Raw genomic sequence first — 13,961 nt, forward strand, 5'->3', positions numbered from 1 at the left:
TCACATTCCTTCGCGGGTACTGCGCATGGCGCCGAAGCCGGACAGCCGGATCAGCAGCAGGGACAGCGCGGTGGCGGCCACGACCAGGAAGGTCGCGACGGCGCTGGCGTAGCCGAAGTCGTAGCTCTTGAAGCCCGCTTCGTACATCAGGTACGGCAGGATCGCGGTGTCCGTGCCGGGGCCGCCCTGGGTGAGGATCAGGACGGTCTCGAAGTAGGTCAGCGAGCCGACGATCATCAGCACGCCCGATGTCGTCGCCGTGTTGCGCAGCTGGGGCAGCGTGATGGAGACGAACCGGCGCAGACGGCCCGCGCCGTCGATCGCGGCGGCCTGGTAGAGCACGTCGGGGATCTGCCGTGCCCCGCCCTGGTAGATCATCGTGTGGAAGGGGATGAACTGCCAGCCGCCGACGAAGACCAGCGCGAGGAACGCGCCCGAGGTGGAGCCGAGCGTGTCGCCGCGCACGATGCCGAAGTTGGGGTCGAGCAGCGCGTAGAAGAGCAGCGAGATCGCCGTCGAGGACAGCAGGAACGGCACGAAGAAGACCGCCGACAGGATCGCCCGGTTGCGCTGCCGTCCCGCCGCCCACACCCCGAGCAGCAGGGAGGCGACCGTCTGGAAGGCCCAACTGGCCACCGTCAGCAGGGCGGTGGCGGTCAGGGACTGGGTCAGCCGGTCGTCCTCGATCAGCTTGTGCCAGTTGGTCAGCCCGGCCGGGCGGGGGTCGCCCAGGCCGTTCCAGGTGGTGAAGGACAGGCAGAACGCGAGGACCATGGGGAGGAGGGCGAAGAAGCCGAAGAAGAGCACGGCGGGCAGCGCCCAGGAGGGGTGGGGGCGCCCGGCTCGCGCGGCCAACCCGCTGGTCCCACCGCTCACTTCAGCTCCTTGACCGCCGACACGAACCGCTCCGGCGAGGACTTGCCGACGAACAGTTTGTTGACCTCGGTGAGCATCGGGGTGGCCGCGTTCGGGTCGACCGCCTGGTCCCAACTCAGGGTGAAGGCGGGGGCGTTCTGGACCATGCGGTACTGGAAGCGGGCGAACTCCGGGTTGGGGGAGGCGTCCAGGAGGTCGGCCGCGTTGGAGGTGGCCGGGATGTCGCCGTTGGCGATCAGGGCCTTGGCGTAGCGCTCGGAGGCGCAGTCGCGCAGGAAGGCGAGGGCGGCGTCCTTGTTGCTCGTCCGGGCGTTCACCGACCAGTAGTTGGTGGGGTTGCCGACCACGTTGCGGATGTCGCCCGCGCCGCCCTCGAACTCCGGGAAGGGACACCAGCCCAGGTCCTTCTTGGCGAAGTCCGGGAACTTGCCGAGCTGGGTGGAGTACTCCCACGAGCCCATCAGATGCATCGCCGCCTTGCCCTTGGCGAAGGCCGCGGGCGCACCGCCGTTGGTGTAGGCGACCGAGCTGAAGCCCTTGCCGAAGGCGCCGTCGTCGATGAGTTCGCGCACGGTCCGGGCGGCCTTGAGGACGGCCGGGTCGCCCCAGGCGGCCGAGTCGCCGTTCTTGATCCGGTCGAAGACCTCGGGGCCGCCGATGCGGTCCACCAGATACTCCAGCCACATGAGTTCGGGCCAGATGTCCGCGCCGCCGAGGGCGAAGGGGGTGATCCCGGCCTTCTTCAACTTGGCGTTGTTGTCCAGGAGTTGGTCCCAGGTGGTGGGCGGCTTCAGCTTGTGCTCGGTGAACAGGCGCTTGTTGTAGAAGAGGATCACCGGCTGCATGCCGCGCATCGGGATGCCGTACTCGCGCCCGCCGAGCGCGCCCGCGGCGAGGACGGAGGGCAGGAAGCCGTTCTTGAGCACCGGGTCGGAGGCGATGGTGCCGGTGAGGTCGAGGAGCTGGTGGGCCTCCTCGTACGCCTTGATGGAGCCGCCGCCCCAGTTGAAGAACACGTCGGGGGCGTTCGGCGAGCCCATCGCGGTGCGCAGCTTGGCGGGGTACTCCGCGCCGGGCACCTTCTCCAGGCGCACCCGGCCCTTGGTCGTGCGGGCCGCGGCCGAGGAGTTGAACCGCGCGACCGCCGCGGCCTGCACCTTGGCCGCGTCGTCGCCGTACACGAACGCCGTGAGCGTGCCGTCCGCGCCGGAGCCGCCGCCGGAACCGCAGGCGGTGAGCCCGGCGGCCAGGGTAGTGGCGCCGGCACCGAGCAACCAGCGTCTGCTGTAGGTCTCCATGAACGGGCACCCCTCACGGATCGTTCGCGGATGACTCCGCGCATCTCTTCGAATGTTTCGAAAGACAACTCGAATGTTCCGGGAACGTAAGACGCCCGAGGAAGCCCGTCAAGAGGTCGCGCAGAGATACGATCGCGGCCATGAAGCCGACGAAGAACGGAACGGCGCAGAGCGCCACGCTCGCCGAGATCGCCCGGGAGGCCGGGGTGTCGGCTCCGACTGTTTCGAAGGTGCTCAACGGGCGCGCCGACGTCGCCGCGGCCACCCGGGCCCGGGTCGAGGAGCTGCTGCGCGCCCACGGCTACCGCCGCAGACGGGCCGAGGCGACGCGCTCGCCGCTGATCGACCTGGTCTTCCACGAGCTGGAGAGCGCCTGGGCGATGGAGGTCATCCGGGGCGTGGAGAACGTGGCCCGGGAGGCGGGCCTGAGCGTGGTGCTCTCCGAGAGCGCCGGGCGGCTCACCCCCGGCCGCACCTGGGCCGACCAGGTCGCGGGCCGCCGCCCGCACGGCGTGATCCTCGTCCTGTCGGACCTGGACGACGCCCAGCGCGCCCTGCTGACCAGCCGCTGCATCCCCTTCGTGGTCCTCGATCCGGCGGGCGACCCGGGGGCCGACGTGCCCTCCATCGGCGCCACCAACTGGCAGGGCGGCCTCGCCGCGACCCGGCACCTCATCGACCTCGGCCACACCCGGATCGGCGCGATCAGCGGGCCCTCCCGCATGATGTGCAGCCGCGCCCGCCTCGACGGCTACCGGGCCGCGCTGGAGACGGCAGGTCTGCCCGTCGACCCGGCCCTGATCAAGGCGGGCGACTTCCACCACGACTCCGGCCGCCGCCTCGGCCTGGACCTCCTGCGCGCCCCCGACCGCCCCACCGCCGTCTTCGCGGGCAACGACCTCCAGGCCCTCGGCCTCTACGAAGCCGCCCGCGAACTCGGCCTCCGCGTCCCCGACGACCTCAGCGTCGTCGGCTTCGACGACCTCCCCGTCGCCCGCTGGGTCGGCCCCCCACTGACCACCGTCCGCCAGCCCCTGACCGAAATGGCCGAAGCCGCCGCCCGCCTGGTCCTCGACCTCGGCCGCGCCGAGCCCACCTCCACCCGCGTGGAACTGGCGACGAGCCTGGTGGTGCGGTCGAGCACGGGGGCGCCGCCTGCGTGATCACCCGTTTGGATGATCGGCAGAGGTTACGGAGCGTCAGGTGCAGGGGCTTCCCTAGCGTTTCCTTGTCGCTTGTGCCGCAGCGGCGCACATGCCCACACTTGAAGGAGGAGGTGCTTCACGATGACCGCTCTCGCAGAAGAGGTGGTGGCCCCGGTGGTGACGGATCAGCCGGTTCCCGAGCCGGTTTCCGATCTGGACGAGGTCCTGTGGCAGGCGTGGAAGGCCATGGATCTCCCCGAGGGCTACCGCGCCGAGATCATCGAGGGGGCCATCGAGGTGTCGCCTACCGGTCGCCGTCGTCACGGCGTGCTGTGCAACCGGCTTCGCCGGGCGCTGGACACGCACTTGGCGCGCGGTGGTTACGCGCCCTATCAAGACATCAACGTCATTCACCGCCAGAAGGTCTGGGTGCCCGGCCTTTTCGTCGCGCCCGTCGACCTCGACGAGATCCCCGATGAAGAGGGCCTCGGCGTCGACGCCGCCGGAGTCAAGATGGTCATCGAAGTGACCTCCCCCGGCCACCGCAACCTCCAGCGCGACCGCGCCCGCAAGCGCCGCGAGTACGCCCGGGCAGGCATTCCGGTCTACGTGATCGTCGACGACTACGACGACGAGGGAGCCGTGCTGGTGCTGACGTCCCCCGATGCGAAGAAGGGCAAGTACGCCGACGAGCACCGGGTTCCGTACGGGACGGACGCGGTGATCCCGGAGGGCCCGGCGAAGGGTTTCGCGGTGGGCAAGTCGATCGTTACGGCCTGAGCCGGGCGCCCTACGTTGCCGGATGTCCGATCAGCATCGTCGGGGCGCCTGCCACCCGGGTCAGGAACACCGTCGCGGAGTTCGGGCCCTGGGGCTTCACCTTGCGGCGGAGTTCTTCCGGTTCGACCGCTGAGCCGCGCTTTTTGACGGTGAGGGTGCCGACCTGGCGTTCGCGGAGGAGGGACTTCAACTTCTTGAGGTTGAAGGGGAGTTGGTCGGTGATCTCGTAGGCGGTGGCGTAGGGGGTGGGGCGCAGGGTGTCGGCGGTGATGTAGGCGATGGTCTCGTCCAGGAGGCCGCCGTCCAGGTCCTCGGCGACCTCGGCGACCAGATGGGCGCGGATGACGGCGCCGTCGGGCTCGTAGAGGTAGCGGCCGACCGGGCGGACCGCCGGGTCGGGCAGGCCGCGGCCCAGCAGGGTGCGGGGGCCCGGGAGCAGGGTGGCGCGGACGCCGCCCGGGGCGCCGGTGCCGAACCACAGCACCGCCTCCTTCACGTCCCCGCCGTCCGAGATCCACTCGGCCTCGGCCTCGGCGGGCACCGCCTCGTGCGGGACGCCGGGGGCGATCTTCAGCGCGGCGCGCGGGGCCGTACGGGCCGCCGCGACCGCCCAGGACAGCGGCGGTGAGTACGCCTCCGGGTCGAAGATCCGGCCCCGGCCGCCGCGTCGCGCCGGGTCCACGAACACCGCGTCGTACCCGGCCGTGTCCACCTCGGTGACGTCCGCCTCGCGCACCTCGATCAGACCGTCCAGGCCCAGCGCCTCCGCGTTCGCCCGCGCCACCGCCGCCGTCAGCGGGTCGCGGTCCACGGCGAGCACCCGGATGCCCGCGCGGGCCAGCGCGATCGCGTCGCCGCCGATCCCGCAGCACAGATCAGCCACCGAGGTCACCCCGAGCGCCCGCATCCGCTCCGCGCGGTACGCCGCCACGCTGGTCCGGGTCGACTGCTCGACCCCGTTCGGCGTGAAGAACATCCGCTCCGCGTCCTCGGTCCCGAACTTGGCCGCCGCCCGCTGCCGCAGCCGGGCCTGCCCCAGCGCGGCCGACACCAGGCCGACCGGGTGGGTGCGGCGCAGCCGGGTGGCGACGGCGAGTTCGTCGGCCGGGGCGGTGCCGCGCACCTCGTCGAGCAGGGCCCGGCCCTCGTCGGTGCGCAGGGCGTGGAACGCGGGGAGGGGAGAGAGCTGGTCGTTCACCGGCTCATTGTGGGCCAGTCGGTGGACCGTACGCCTCCGGCGGCGGTGTCGGGCCGGTCACGGGGCTCCGGCCTGCCAAGATCCGGCACCATGCGAGCCGTCGTACAAAACGATAAAATTCGGGCGCGTTGGCGCTCGACCGCCCTGCGGTGCGGCGCCGCCGCACTGACCACCGCCGCCGTCCTCACCGGCTGCGCGGGCCCCGGCGACAGCGCCGCCCCGCACAAGGCCCCCGCCGGACAGGGCGGCCCCGCCAAGCCCCAGGACGCTGCCGCCGCCCGCGCCGCCGAACAGCAGCGCATGGCCGCCGCCGCCCGCAAGTGGGGGCTCACCCAGGTCCCGCTCACCCCGCCCGCGCCGCCCACCACCAAGCCGAAGATCACCGCCCGCGCCGGTTTCGAGGTCGACCACCAGGACGACTGGGACCTCCCCCCGGTCTTCACCACCGTCCCCACCCGGCAGAAGGTCGTCTTCCTCACCATCGACGACGGCGCCGAGAAGGACCCCCGGTTCCTGGAGATGATGCGGGAGCTGAAGATCCCGTACACCGCCTTCCTCAGCAACTACCTCGTCAAGGACGACTACGGCTACTTCCGCACGATGCAGTCGTACGGCAACACCCTGAACAACCACACCCTCACTCACCCCTATCTCCCCGGCCTCTCCTACGAGGAGCAGCGCCGCGAGATCTGCGGGATGCAGGACATCATGGAGAAGCAGTTCGGCAAGCGCCCCACCGTCCTGCGCCCGCCCTACGGCGACTACAACCAGGACACCCTGCGCGCCGCCAAGTCCTGCGGCATCAAGTACGCCCCGATCTGGAACGAAGAGGTCTTCGTCGACCACTGGGAGTTCCGCGAGGACGACCAGCAACTGCGCCGTGGCGACATCGTCCTCACCCACTTCCGGGGCCCCGACGAGTGGAACGGCACCATGGTCGACGACATGCGCCGCTTCCTGAACAAGGTCACAGCCGAGGGCTACGCGGTGGCCCGCCTGGAGGACTACCTGTGAGGGGTGGGGGGCGGAGGCCGATTCGGCTGGGACGGGTTCGGCGGGAGCCGGGGCGTTCGGTGAGGGGTGGAGGCGCGGGCGGGACCGGGGGTGGGGCTGAGGCCGGGACCGGTCCTGGAAGAGGGGCCGGGATCGGAGTCGGGATCGGGACTGGTGCTGGGGCCGAGGTCGGGATCAGGACTCAGGCTGAGGCCGGGACCGGTACTGGAGCCGGGATCGGGATCGGAGTCGAGGCCGCCGCAATCGAGGCTGGGGCTGGGATCGGTACTGGAGCTGGGATCGGGACTGAGGTCGGGGTCCGGACCAGGGCTGGGGTCGGGGCCGGGGCCGAGATCGGAGGCGAGCCTGGGACCGGAGTTGGGATCGGGATTGAGGCTGAAGCCGGGACCGGGACTGGGGCTGGCATCGGGACTGGAGTCGGGATCGGAGGCGGGGCGGGGGCTGGGGCTGAGGTCGGGATCGGGGCTCAGGCTGAGGCCGGGACCGGTCCTGGAGCTGGTATCGGAGTCGGGGCCGCAGTCGGGGTCGGGACTGGGGCTGGCATCGGGACTGGAGTCGGATTCGGGGCCGGGATCGAGGCTGGGACTGGGACCGTGGCTGGGGCCGGAGTCGTGACTGGGGTCGAGGTCGGGACTGCGTCCGGGACCAGAGCTAGGGCTGGTGTCGGGACCGGTGCTGGAGCCGGGACCGGGGTCGGGGCCAGAGCTGGGATCGGAACTGGGACTGGTGCCGGGATCGGAGGCGGGGCCGCGATCGGGGCTGGGGCTGGGATCGGGACTGAGGTCGGGGCCCGGACCAGGGCTGGGGTCGGAGGCACGCGGGCCGCGCTGTGTGCCGTGCTCGCCACCGTCACCCTCCTGACCGGCTGCGCCCAGTCCGTCGACCCCATCGAACGCCTCGGCAAGAAGGCCGCCGAGGGAGTGCACCGCCCCGTCGTACGTGCCGACCGCGCCTACCGCCACTGGGGCCTGCCCGCCCCCCTCGCCACCGCCCCCCACCACGCGGCGACCACCCGCACGACCCCCCTCCCGCCGGTCGTGGACCGCGTCCCCACCACCGACAAGGTCGTCTTCCTGACCTACGACGACGGCGCGGGCCAGGACCCCCGCCTGGCCACCCTGATCCGCGAACTCCGCCTGCCGGTAACCGTCTTCGCCACCGCCCCCCAACCCGCCCTGCACAAGGCGGGCGCGACGGTCGAACGCCGGGCCCCCCGCCACGGCACCCTCCCCGGCCTCCCCTACCCCCGCCAGCACACCGCCCTCTGCACCCACCCCACCCCCCACCTCCTCCGCCCCCGCCAACGCGCCTACGACCACACCACCCTCCGCGCCGCCGCCCACTGCGGCATCACCGCGCTGGTCCTCTGGCGCGCGACCGTCACCTCAACAGGCGTGGCCTACACCAGAGGCACCCACACACTCCTCCCCGGCGACATCGTCCGAGTGGGCCCGGCCCGAGGCTCGGCGACAGCACTGGGCGAGCGAACGGCCCGCCTGCTGCGACGGGTCCAGGAACGGGGCCTGACGGTGGGCCACCTGGAGGACTACCTGTAGACGACCCGGCCCAGGCGACCGACGAACCCCGAGGCTCGTAGCGCGGCCACTCTCAGCCGCCCGGCGGATGCCAAGGCCCTTAAAGACGGCCACTCCCAGCCGGTCCGGCGAACGCCAAGGCCACAACGGCCGCAACTCTCAGCCGGTCCGGCGGATACGAAGGCCCGTAGCGCCGACCACCGCCAGCCTCCCCGACACAGACCAAGACCCGTAACCCCGGCCACCACCAGCCCGCCCGGAGCAGGCTAAGGCCCCGTAACAGCAGCCACTATCGGCCGGTCCGGCGGATGTTAAAGCCCCATAACCGCAGCCACCATCAGCCCGCCCGGAGCAGACGAAGACCCCATAGCAGCAGCCACCACCAGTCCGCCCGAAGCAGGCCAAGGCCCGTAACGGCAGCCACCATCAGCCCGCACCCAGCAGACCAAGACCCCGTAGCAGCAGCCACCACCAGCCCGTCCGGCGCAGACCAAGGCCCCATAACAGCGGCCACCATCAGCCCGTCCGGCGTTTGAGGACGAGGCCCCTTGAGGGCCGAAAGCGGGGGCGTGGGGGTGCAACCCCCACACAGGCCGAGCCACCTCCCCGCACCCCCGATCGCCGACGCGCCGCACGGCAATTGGCACTCCGCTTGACCGAGTGCTAACCCCAGTCATAGTCTCGGCTCTGGCACTCGGCAGCAGAGAGTGCCAACAAAGCGACGGGCAGGTCCGGCACCCGCGACGACGGATCCACCTGGTCGCCACCTCAGACAGTCAACCCCGTGTGATCTCAGAAGGGGGAGGTCGGATCGTGACGACCGCCAGCTCCAAGGTTGCCATCAAGCCGCTCGAGGACCGCATCGTGGTCCAGCCGCTGGACGCCGAGCAGACCACGGCCTCTGGCCTGGTCATCCCGGACACCGCGAAGGAGAAGCCCCAGGAGGGCGCCGTCCTCGCCGTGGGCCCGGGCCGCTTCGAGAACGGCGAGCGCCTGCCGCTCGACGTCAAGGTCGGCGACATCGTGCTGTACAGCAAGTACGGCGGCACCGAGGTGAAGTACAACGGCGACGAGTACCTCGTCCTCTCGGCGCGCGACGTGCTCGCGATCATCGAGAAGTAGTTCACCCGAAGCAGTCTCTGCTTCACCACTGCGCCCCTGGCCCCCCGCGACCGAGAGGAAGCCGGGCGGCCGGGGGCGCGGTCACATCCACCCAGATTTTCGAGAGGGCTACCGCTGTCATGGCGAAGACTCTGAAGTTCGACGAGGACGCCCGTCGCGCCCTTGAGCGCGGCGTCAACAAGCTGGCCGACACGGTGAAGGTGACGATCGGCCCCCGGGGTCGCAACGTCGTCATCGACAAGAAGTTCGGCGCGCCCACCATCACCAACGACGGTGTCACGATCGCCCGTGAGGTCGAGATCGAGGACCCGTTCGAGAACCTTGGCGCCCAGCTGGTGAAGGAGGTGGCGACCAAGACCAACGACATCGCGGGTGACGGCACCACCACCGCCACCGTGCTCGCCCAGGCGCTGGTGCGCGAGGGCCTGAAGAACGTCGCCGCGGGTGCCTCCCCGGCCGCCCTGAAGAAGGGCATCGACGCCGCCGTCAAGGCCGTCTCCGAGGACCTGCACGCCGCGGCCCGCCCGATCGACGAGAAGTCCGACATCGCCGCCGTCGCCGCGCTGTCCGCGCAGGACGACCAGGTCGGCGAGCTGATCGCCGAGGCCATGGACAAGGTCGGCAAGGACGGTGTCATCACCGTCGAGGAGTCCAACACCTTCGGTCTGGAGCTGGACTTCACCGAGGGCATGGCCTTCGACAAGGGCTACCTGTCCCCGTACTTCGTCACCGACCAGGAGCGTATGGAGGCCGTCCTCGACGACCCGTACATCCTGATCAACCAGGGCAAGATCTCCTCGATCACCGAGCTGCTCCCGCTGCTCGAGAAGATCATCCAGACCAACGCCTCGAAGCCGCTGCTGATCATCGCCGAGGACGTCGAGGGCGAGGCCCTCTCCACCCTGGTGGTCAACAAGATCCGCGGCACCTTCAACGCCGTCGCGGTGAAGGCCCCCGGCTTCGGCGACCGCCGCAAGGCGATGCTGCAGGACATGGCCGTCCTCACCGGCGCCACCGTCATCTCCGAGGAGGTCGGCCTCAAGCTCGACCAGGCCGGTCTTGACGTGCTCGGTACCGCCCGCCGCGTGACCGTCACCAAGGACGACACCACGATCGTCGAGGGCGGCGGCAACGCGGCCGACCTGACGGGCCGCGTCAACCAGATCAAGGCCGAGATCGAGAACACGGACTCCGACTGGGACCGCGAGAAGCTCCAGGAGCGCCTCGCGAAGCTGGCCGGCGGCGTGTGCGTGATCAAGGTCGGCGCCGCCACCGAGGTGGAGCTGAAGGAGAAGAAGCACCGTCTGGAGGACGCCATCTCCGCGACCCGCGCCGCGGTCGAGGAGGGCATCGTCTCCGGTGGTGGCTCCGCTCTGGTCCACTCCTCCAAGGTCCTGGACGACAACCTCGGCAAGACCGGCGACGAGGCCACCGGTGTCTCGGTCGTCCGCAACGCCGTGGTCGAGCCCCTGCGCTGGATCGGCGAGAACGCCGGCCAGGAGGGCTACGTCATCGTCTCCAAGGTCAAGGACATGGAGAAGGGCCAGGGCTACAACGCCGCCACCGGCGAGTACGGCGACCTCATCAAGGCCGGCGTCATCGACCCGGTCAAGGTCACCCGCTCCGCCCTGGAGAACGCGGCCTCCATCGCCGCCCTCCTCCTGACGACCGAGACCCTGGTCGTCGAGAAGAAGGAAGAGGAAGAGACCCCGGCCGGCCACAGCCACGGCCACGGTCACTCCCACTGACCTGAACCGGTAGCACCGGACCCGTCACCTCGCCCCGCCGCGCCCTGCGGCGGGGCGACGTGCTGTTCCCCGGAGACCGGCCCCCGTCCCCACCGGCCGTCAGCGGGTTCACTGCGGCCCGTACTTCCGCCCCGTCCGTGCGCTGAGCGTCCCCAGCAGCCCCCGCGGGGCGACCTTCGCCAGGCCCATCAGGGTCTTGTAGCGAGGGTCGGGGATGGAGAGGGTCTTGCCGCGGGAGAGGTCTTCGAGGGCTTCGGCGACGACCTTGTCGGCGTCGAGCCACATCCAGCCGGGGATGTTGTCGGTGCCCATCCCGGCGCGCTGATGGAACTCGGTGCGGACGAAGCCGGGGCACAGGGCCATGAGGCGGACGCCGGTGCCCGCGAGGTCCTTCGCCGCGCCCTGGGTGAACTGCACGACCCACGCCTTCGAGGCGCCGTACGTGCCACGCGGGACGAAGGCCGCCACCGAGGCGACGTTCACCACGCCACCGCGCCCCCGCTCGCGCATCGCCTCCGTCGCGGCCGAGGTCAGCCGCAGCACCGCCTCGCAGTGCACCTTGAGCATCCGCAGCTCGTCGGCCATGGAGACGTCGAGATAGCGGCCCTTGTTGCCGAAACCGGCGTTGTTGACCAGCAGGTCGACGGGGTTGCGGCGGTCACCGAGGCGCTCGGCGACGGTCTCGATGCCCTTGTCGTCCGCCAGGTCGGCGGTGAGCACCTCCGCCTCGATGCCGTGCCGGTCGTGCAACTCGGTCGCCTGTTCCCGCAGCCGCCCGGTGTCGCGCGCGACCAGGACGAGGTCATGCCCGTCAGCCGCCAGCCGCCGCGCGAACGCGGCGCCGATCCCCGCGGTCGATCCCGTAATCAGAGCCGTTGTCATGGCCCAAGGGTAGTGACCCCGGGCAGGGTCGTACGTCCTCGGTGACGCGCCCTCAGCCCGCCTGTTCCGCCACGTACTTGCGCACCTTCGCCCGCATCTCGGAATGCAGCGCGTCGATCGCCGGAAGCAGCAGCGGCAGCAGCTCCCGCTCCGTGGTGGCCGCGCGGAACTGCATCGCCGCCGTCACCCCGTGCTCCGGTCGGTGCACGATCTCCACCGCGTCGCCCGCCCGGATCTCGCCCGGCTCGATCACCCGGAGGTAGGCACCCGTGACGGCCTTCCGGGTGAACCTCTTCACCCAGCCCCGTTCGTCCAGATGGCCCTGGAACGTACGGCACGGGATCCGCCCCGAGGTGACCTCCAGAACCAGCTCCGGACCGATCCGCCACCGCTCCCCGATGAGGGCCCCGGACACCTCGACGCCGTCCATGGTCAAGTTTTCCCCGAAGCAGCCATTGGCCAAAGGTCGGCCCAGCTCTCGCTCCCACTCGTCCAGGTCCTCGCGCGCGAAGGCGTACACCGCCTGATCGTCCCCGCCGTGATGGCGCAGGTCGCACACCGTGTCCCCGGCGAGGCCGCTCCCGCCGACCCCCTTCGGCCCCGGGGCCGACACCCGCACCGGCCCGTCGACGGGCCGCTTGTCGATGCCCGTCAGGCCCTGCGCCTGATCCGTGTACGGCACCGCCTTGGGGTGCCCGAGATTGACGGAAAGAAGCTTCATGAGCGCACGGTACGTGACCGTCTCCCAAAGCGTCGACGCGATATTGGGCACCTCTCCCAAGCGCGGCTTATGCTCGAAGGGTGATCGAGGCCCGTCATCTCCGCGTCCTGCGCGCCGTCGCCACGACCGGCTCCTTCTCGGCCGCCGGCCGCGAACTGGGCTGCACCCAGCCCGCCGTGAGCCAGCAGATGAAGGCGCTCGAAGCCTCGGTCGGCACCCCGCTGCTGGTGCGCGGAGGCCGCGAAATGCGACTGACCCAGGCCGGAGAAGCCCTGGTCAGGCATGCTTCCGGCATCCTCGCCGGGCTCACCGCCGCCGAGGAGGAGGTCGCCGCCATCGCGGGCCTGAGGGCAGGCCGGGTCCGGCTCGTCTCCTTCCCGAGCGGCAGCTCCGCCCTGGTCCCGACCGCCCTGGCCGCCCTGCGCGCCGCCCACCCCGGCACCCGCGTCTCCCTGGAGGAGGCCGAGCCGCCGAAGTCCGTCGAGCTGCTGCGCGAGGGCGACTGCGACCTGGCCCTCGCCTTCCGCTACGCGGGCGCCGCCGCCGAGGAGTGGGACGACCTGGTCGTACGGCGGCTGCTGACGGACCGTCTGGTCGCCCTCGTCCCCGAGCGCCACCGGCTCGCCCGCGCCGACTCCGTCGCCATCGGGGAACTGGCCGACGAGCCCTGGATCGCGGGCTGCCCCCGCTGCCGGGGCCAGCTGGTGCAGGTCTGCGAGGGCGCGGGCTTCACCCCGCGCATCGACTTCGCCACCGACGACTACCCCGCGGTGATCGGCCTGGTCGGCGCCGGTCTCGGGGTCGCGGTGCTGCCACAGCTCGCGGTGGACTCGGTACGGCCCCGGGGCGTGCGCGTGGTCCGCCTCGAACCGGCGGTACGACGCGAGATCGTCGCCCTCACCCTCCCCGACCTGGCCCAGGTCCCGGCGGTGGCGGCGACACTGGAGCAACTGGCGAGGGCGGCCGAGGGGCTGGGGCGGCGGTAGACGCGCGGGGGCGCGCAGAGGGCACAGAGGGCTACGAGGAAGCGCGCGGGGCCGCTGGTCATGGGTGGTCCCACGGCTGGTCCACGGCACCAAGAGTCCGGGGCACGTCTGCTCGTGCCCCTCGGGAAGCGTATGGAGAAACGTTCCTTCATGTATGGGGGGTGGCGCTCCCACCGGTGGTCGTCGCCGACACCAGACGGTTGCGCGCCCGTCCCATCAGCTCCTCGCGCTCGTCCTCGGTGAGGCCGCCCCACACGCCGTACGGCTCCCGTACCGCCAGGGCGTGTGCCGCACATTCGGCCCGGACCGGGCACCTCATGCAGACCTCCTTGGCCGAGTTCTCACGAGCGCTCCGAGCCGCCCCGCGCTCGCCCTCCGGGTGGAAGAAGAGCGAGCTGTCCACCCCGCGGCAGGCTGCCAGCAGCTGCCAGTCCCACAGGTCCGCGTTCGGTCCGGGAAGGCGGGAGAAATCTGCCATTACGTGACCCCTTGTAGCCGTTCTGGGCGGATACGGTGCCTTCGACCGTACATCTCCGGTCTAAGGAGATGAAAATATGACTCATTGCGAATCTAGCTCTAGACACCGTGAAATGGGAGCAAAAAGGTCTAAATGGGGCATGGGTTGTGATGAAACGGCGAGAGTCCGTCGGCCATGT

13 protein-coding genes are annotated in these 13,961 nt (G+C 70.8%); 7 read left to right on the forward strand and 6 right to left on the reverse strand.

Annotation, left to right across the window (positions count from 1 at the left end; genetic code table 11):
* Complete coding sequence (locus tag B079_RS0101265) at nucleotides 1-876, reverse strand: carbohydrate ABC transporter permease (protein ID WP_026248237.1); 876 nt, start codon at nucleotides 874-876, stop codon at nucleotides 1-3.
* Nucleotides 873-2,174, reverse strand: coding sequence for an ABC transporter substrate-binding protein (locus B079_RS0101270; RefSeq protein WP_018543947.1), 1,302 nt, complete (start codon nucleotides 2,172-2,174; stop codon nucleotides 873-875). Before B079_RS0101270 ends, B079_RS0101265 begins: the two co-directional genes overlap by 4 nt.
* Nucleotides 2,175-2,314: 140 nt before the next feature.
* Between B079_RS0101270 and B079_RS0101275 the strand changes: the two genes are divergently transcribed.
* Both B079_RS0101275 and B079_RS0101280 read left to right on the forward strand, forming a co-directional pair.
* The gene (locus B079_RS0101275) at nucleotides 2,315-3,337 is read left to right on the forward strand and encodes a LacI family DNA-binding transcriptional regulator (protein WP_018543948.1); all 1,023 of its coding nucleotides are present in this window, start codon (nucleotides 2,315-2,317) and stop codon (nucleotides 3,335-3,337) included.
* A 123-nt stretch (nucleotides 3,338-3,460) separates the two neighbouring features.
* On the forward strand, nucleotides 3,461-4,099 hold the full coding sequence (locus tag B079_RS0101280) for a Uma2 family endonuclease (protein ID WP_026248238.1): 639 nt from the start codon (nucleotides 3,461-3,463) through the stop codon (nucleotides 4,097-4,099).
* 10 nt (nucleotides 4,100-4,109) lie between these two features.
* Here the strand turns inward: B079_RS0101280 and B079_RS0101285 are convergent, their stop codons facing one another.
* On the reverse strand, nucleotides 4,110-5,297 hold the full coding sequence (locus B079_RS0101285; protein ID WP_018543950.1) for a THUMP-like domain-containing protein: 1,188 nt from the start codon (nucleotides 5,295-5,297) through the stop codon (nucleotides 4,110-4,112).
* Between the two features lie 90 nt (nucleotides 5,298-5,387).
* On the opposite strand from B079_RS0101285, the gene B079_RS0101290 reads away from it, so the two are divergent.
* From B079_RS0101290 to groL, 4 genes are all read left to right on the forward strand, one after another.
* Nucleotides 5,388-6,311: a polysaccharide deacetylase family protein gene (locus tag B079_RS0101290; RefSeq protein WP_026248239.1), complete on the forward strand. Its 924-nt coding sequence runs from the start codon at nucleotides 5,388-5,390 to the stop codon at nucleotides 6,309-6,311.
* 836 nt (nucleotides 6,312-7,147) lie between these two features.
* Nucleotides 7,148-7,867, forward strand: coding sequence for a hypothetical protein (locus B079_RS0101295; RefSeq protein ID WP_018543952.1), 720 nt, complete (start codon nucleotides 7,148-7,150; stop codon nucleotides 7,865-7,867).
* Between the two features lie 792 nt (nucleotides 7,868-8,659).
* Nucleotides 8,660-8,968, forward strand: a complete 309-nt coding sequence (gene groES, locus B079_RS0101300; RefSeq protein WP_018543953.1) for a co-chaperone GroES — start codon at nucleotides 8,660-8,662, stop codon at nucleotides 8,966-8,968.
* Nucleotides 8,969-9,087: 119 nt separating this feature from the next.
* Nucleotides 9,088-10,716 carry a chaperonin GroEL gene (gene groL, locus B079_RS0101305; RefSeq protein ID WP_018543954.1) on the forward strand — a complete coding sequence of 543 codons (1,629 nt, stop codon included), beginning with the start codon at nucleotides 9,088-9,090 and terminating at the stop codon, nucleotides 10,714-10,716.
* A gap of 108 nt (nucleotides 10,717-10,824) precedes the next feature.
* Here groL and B079_RS0101310 read toward each other — a convergent pair whose 3' ends face one another.
* Complete coding sequence (locus B079_RS0101310; protein WP_018543955.1) at nucleotides 10,825-11,598, reverse strand: SDR family NAD(P)-dependent oxidoreductase; 774 nt, start codon at nucleotides 11,596-11,598, stop codon at nucleotides 10,825-10,827.
* Between the two features lie 52 nt (nucleotides 11,599-11,650).
* Nucleotides 11,651-12,319, reverse strand: a complete 669-nt coding sequence (locus B079_RS0101315) for an MOSC domain-containing protein (RefSeq protein ID WP_018543956.1) — start codon at nucleotides 12,317-12,319, stop codon at nucleotides 11,651-11,653.
* Nucleotides 12,320-12,399: 80 nt separating this feature from the next.
* Here B079_RS0101315 and B079_RS0101320 point away from each other — a divergent pair, with 80 nt between their 5' ends.
* A complete protein-coding gene (locus B079_RS0101320) occupies nucleotides 12,400-13,305 on the forward strand; it encodes a LysR family transcriptional regulator (protein ID WP_018543957.1) in 906 nt (301 codons plus the stop codon).
* 148 nt (nucleotides 13,306-13,453) lie between these two features.
* Here the strand turns inward: B079_RS0101320 and B079_RS0101325 are convergent, their stop codons facing one another.
* A complete protein-coding gene (locus tag B079_RS0101325) occupies nucleotides 13,454-13,783 on the reverse strand; it encodes a WhiB family transcriptional regulator (protein WP_018543958.1) in 330 nt (109 codons plus the stop codon).
* Nucleotides 13,784-13,961 lie beyond the last annotated feature (178 nt).

This window comes from Streptomyces sp. LaPpAH-108 (assembly GCF_000373625.1).
In the GTDB taxonomy this organism is placed as follows: domain Bacteria; phylum Actinomycetota; class Actinomycetes; order Streptomycetales; family Streptomycetaceae; genus Streptomyces.

Excerpts from the sequence above, each read along its gene's own strand:
- B079_RS0101310 (WP_018543955.1), bottom strand. The coding sequence starts at position 11,598 with ATGACAACGGCTCTGATTACGGGATCGACCGCGGGGATCGGCGCCGCG.
- B079_RS0101280 (WP_026248238.1), top strand. The coding sequence starts at position 3,461 with ATGACCGCTCTCGCAGAAGAGGTGGTGGCCCCGGTGGTGACGGATCAG.
- B079_RS0101270 (WP_018543947.1), bottom strand. The coding sequence starts at position 2,174 with ATGGAGACCTACAGCAGACGCTGGTTGCTCGGTGCCGGCGCCACTACC.
- B079_RS0101325 (WP_018543958.1), bottom strand. The coding sequence starts at position 13,783 with ATGGCAGATTTCTCCCGCCTTCCCGGACCGAACGCGGACCTGTGGGAC.
- B079_RS0101315 (WP_018543956.1), bottom strand. The coding sequence starts at position 12,319 with ATGAAGCTTCTTTCCGTCAATCTCGGGCACCCCAAGGCGGTGCCGTAC.
- groL (WP_018543954.1), top strand. The coding sequence starts at position 9,088 with ATGGCGAAGACTCTGAAGTTCGACGAGGACGCCCGTCGCGCCCTTGAG.
- B079_RS0101290 (WP_026248239.1), top strand. The coding sequence starts at position 5,388 with ATGCGAGCCGTCGTACAAAACGATAAAATTCGGGCGCGTTGGCGCTCG.
- B079_RS0101275 (WP_018543948.1), top strand. The coding sequence starts at position 2,315 with ATGAAGCCGACGAAGAACGGAACGGCGCAGAGCGCCACGCTCGCCGAG.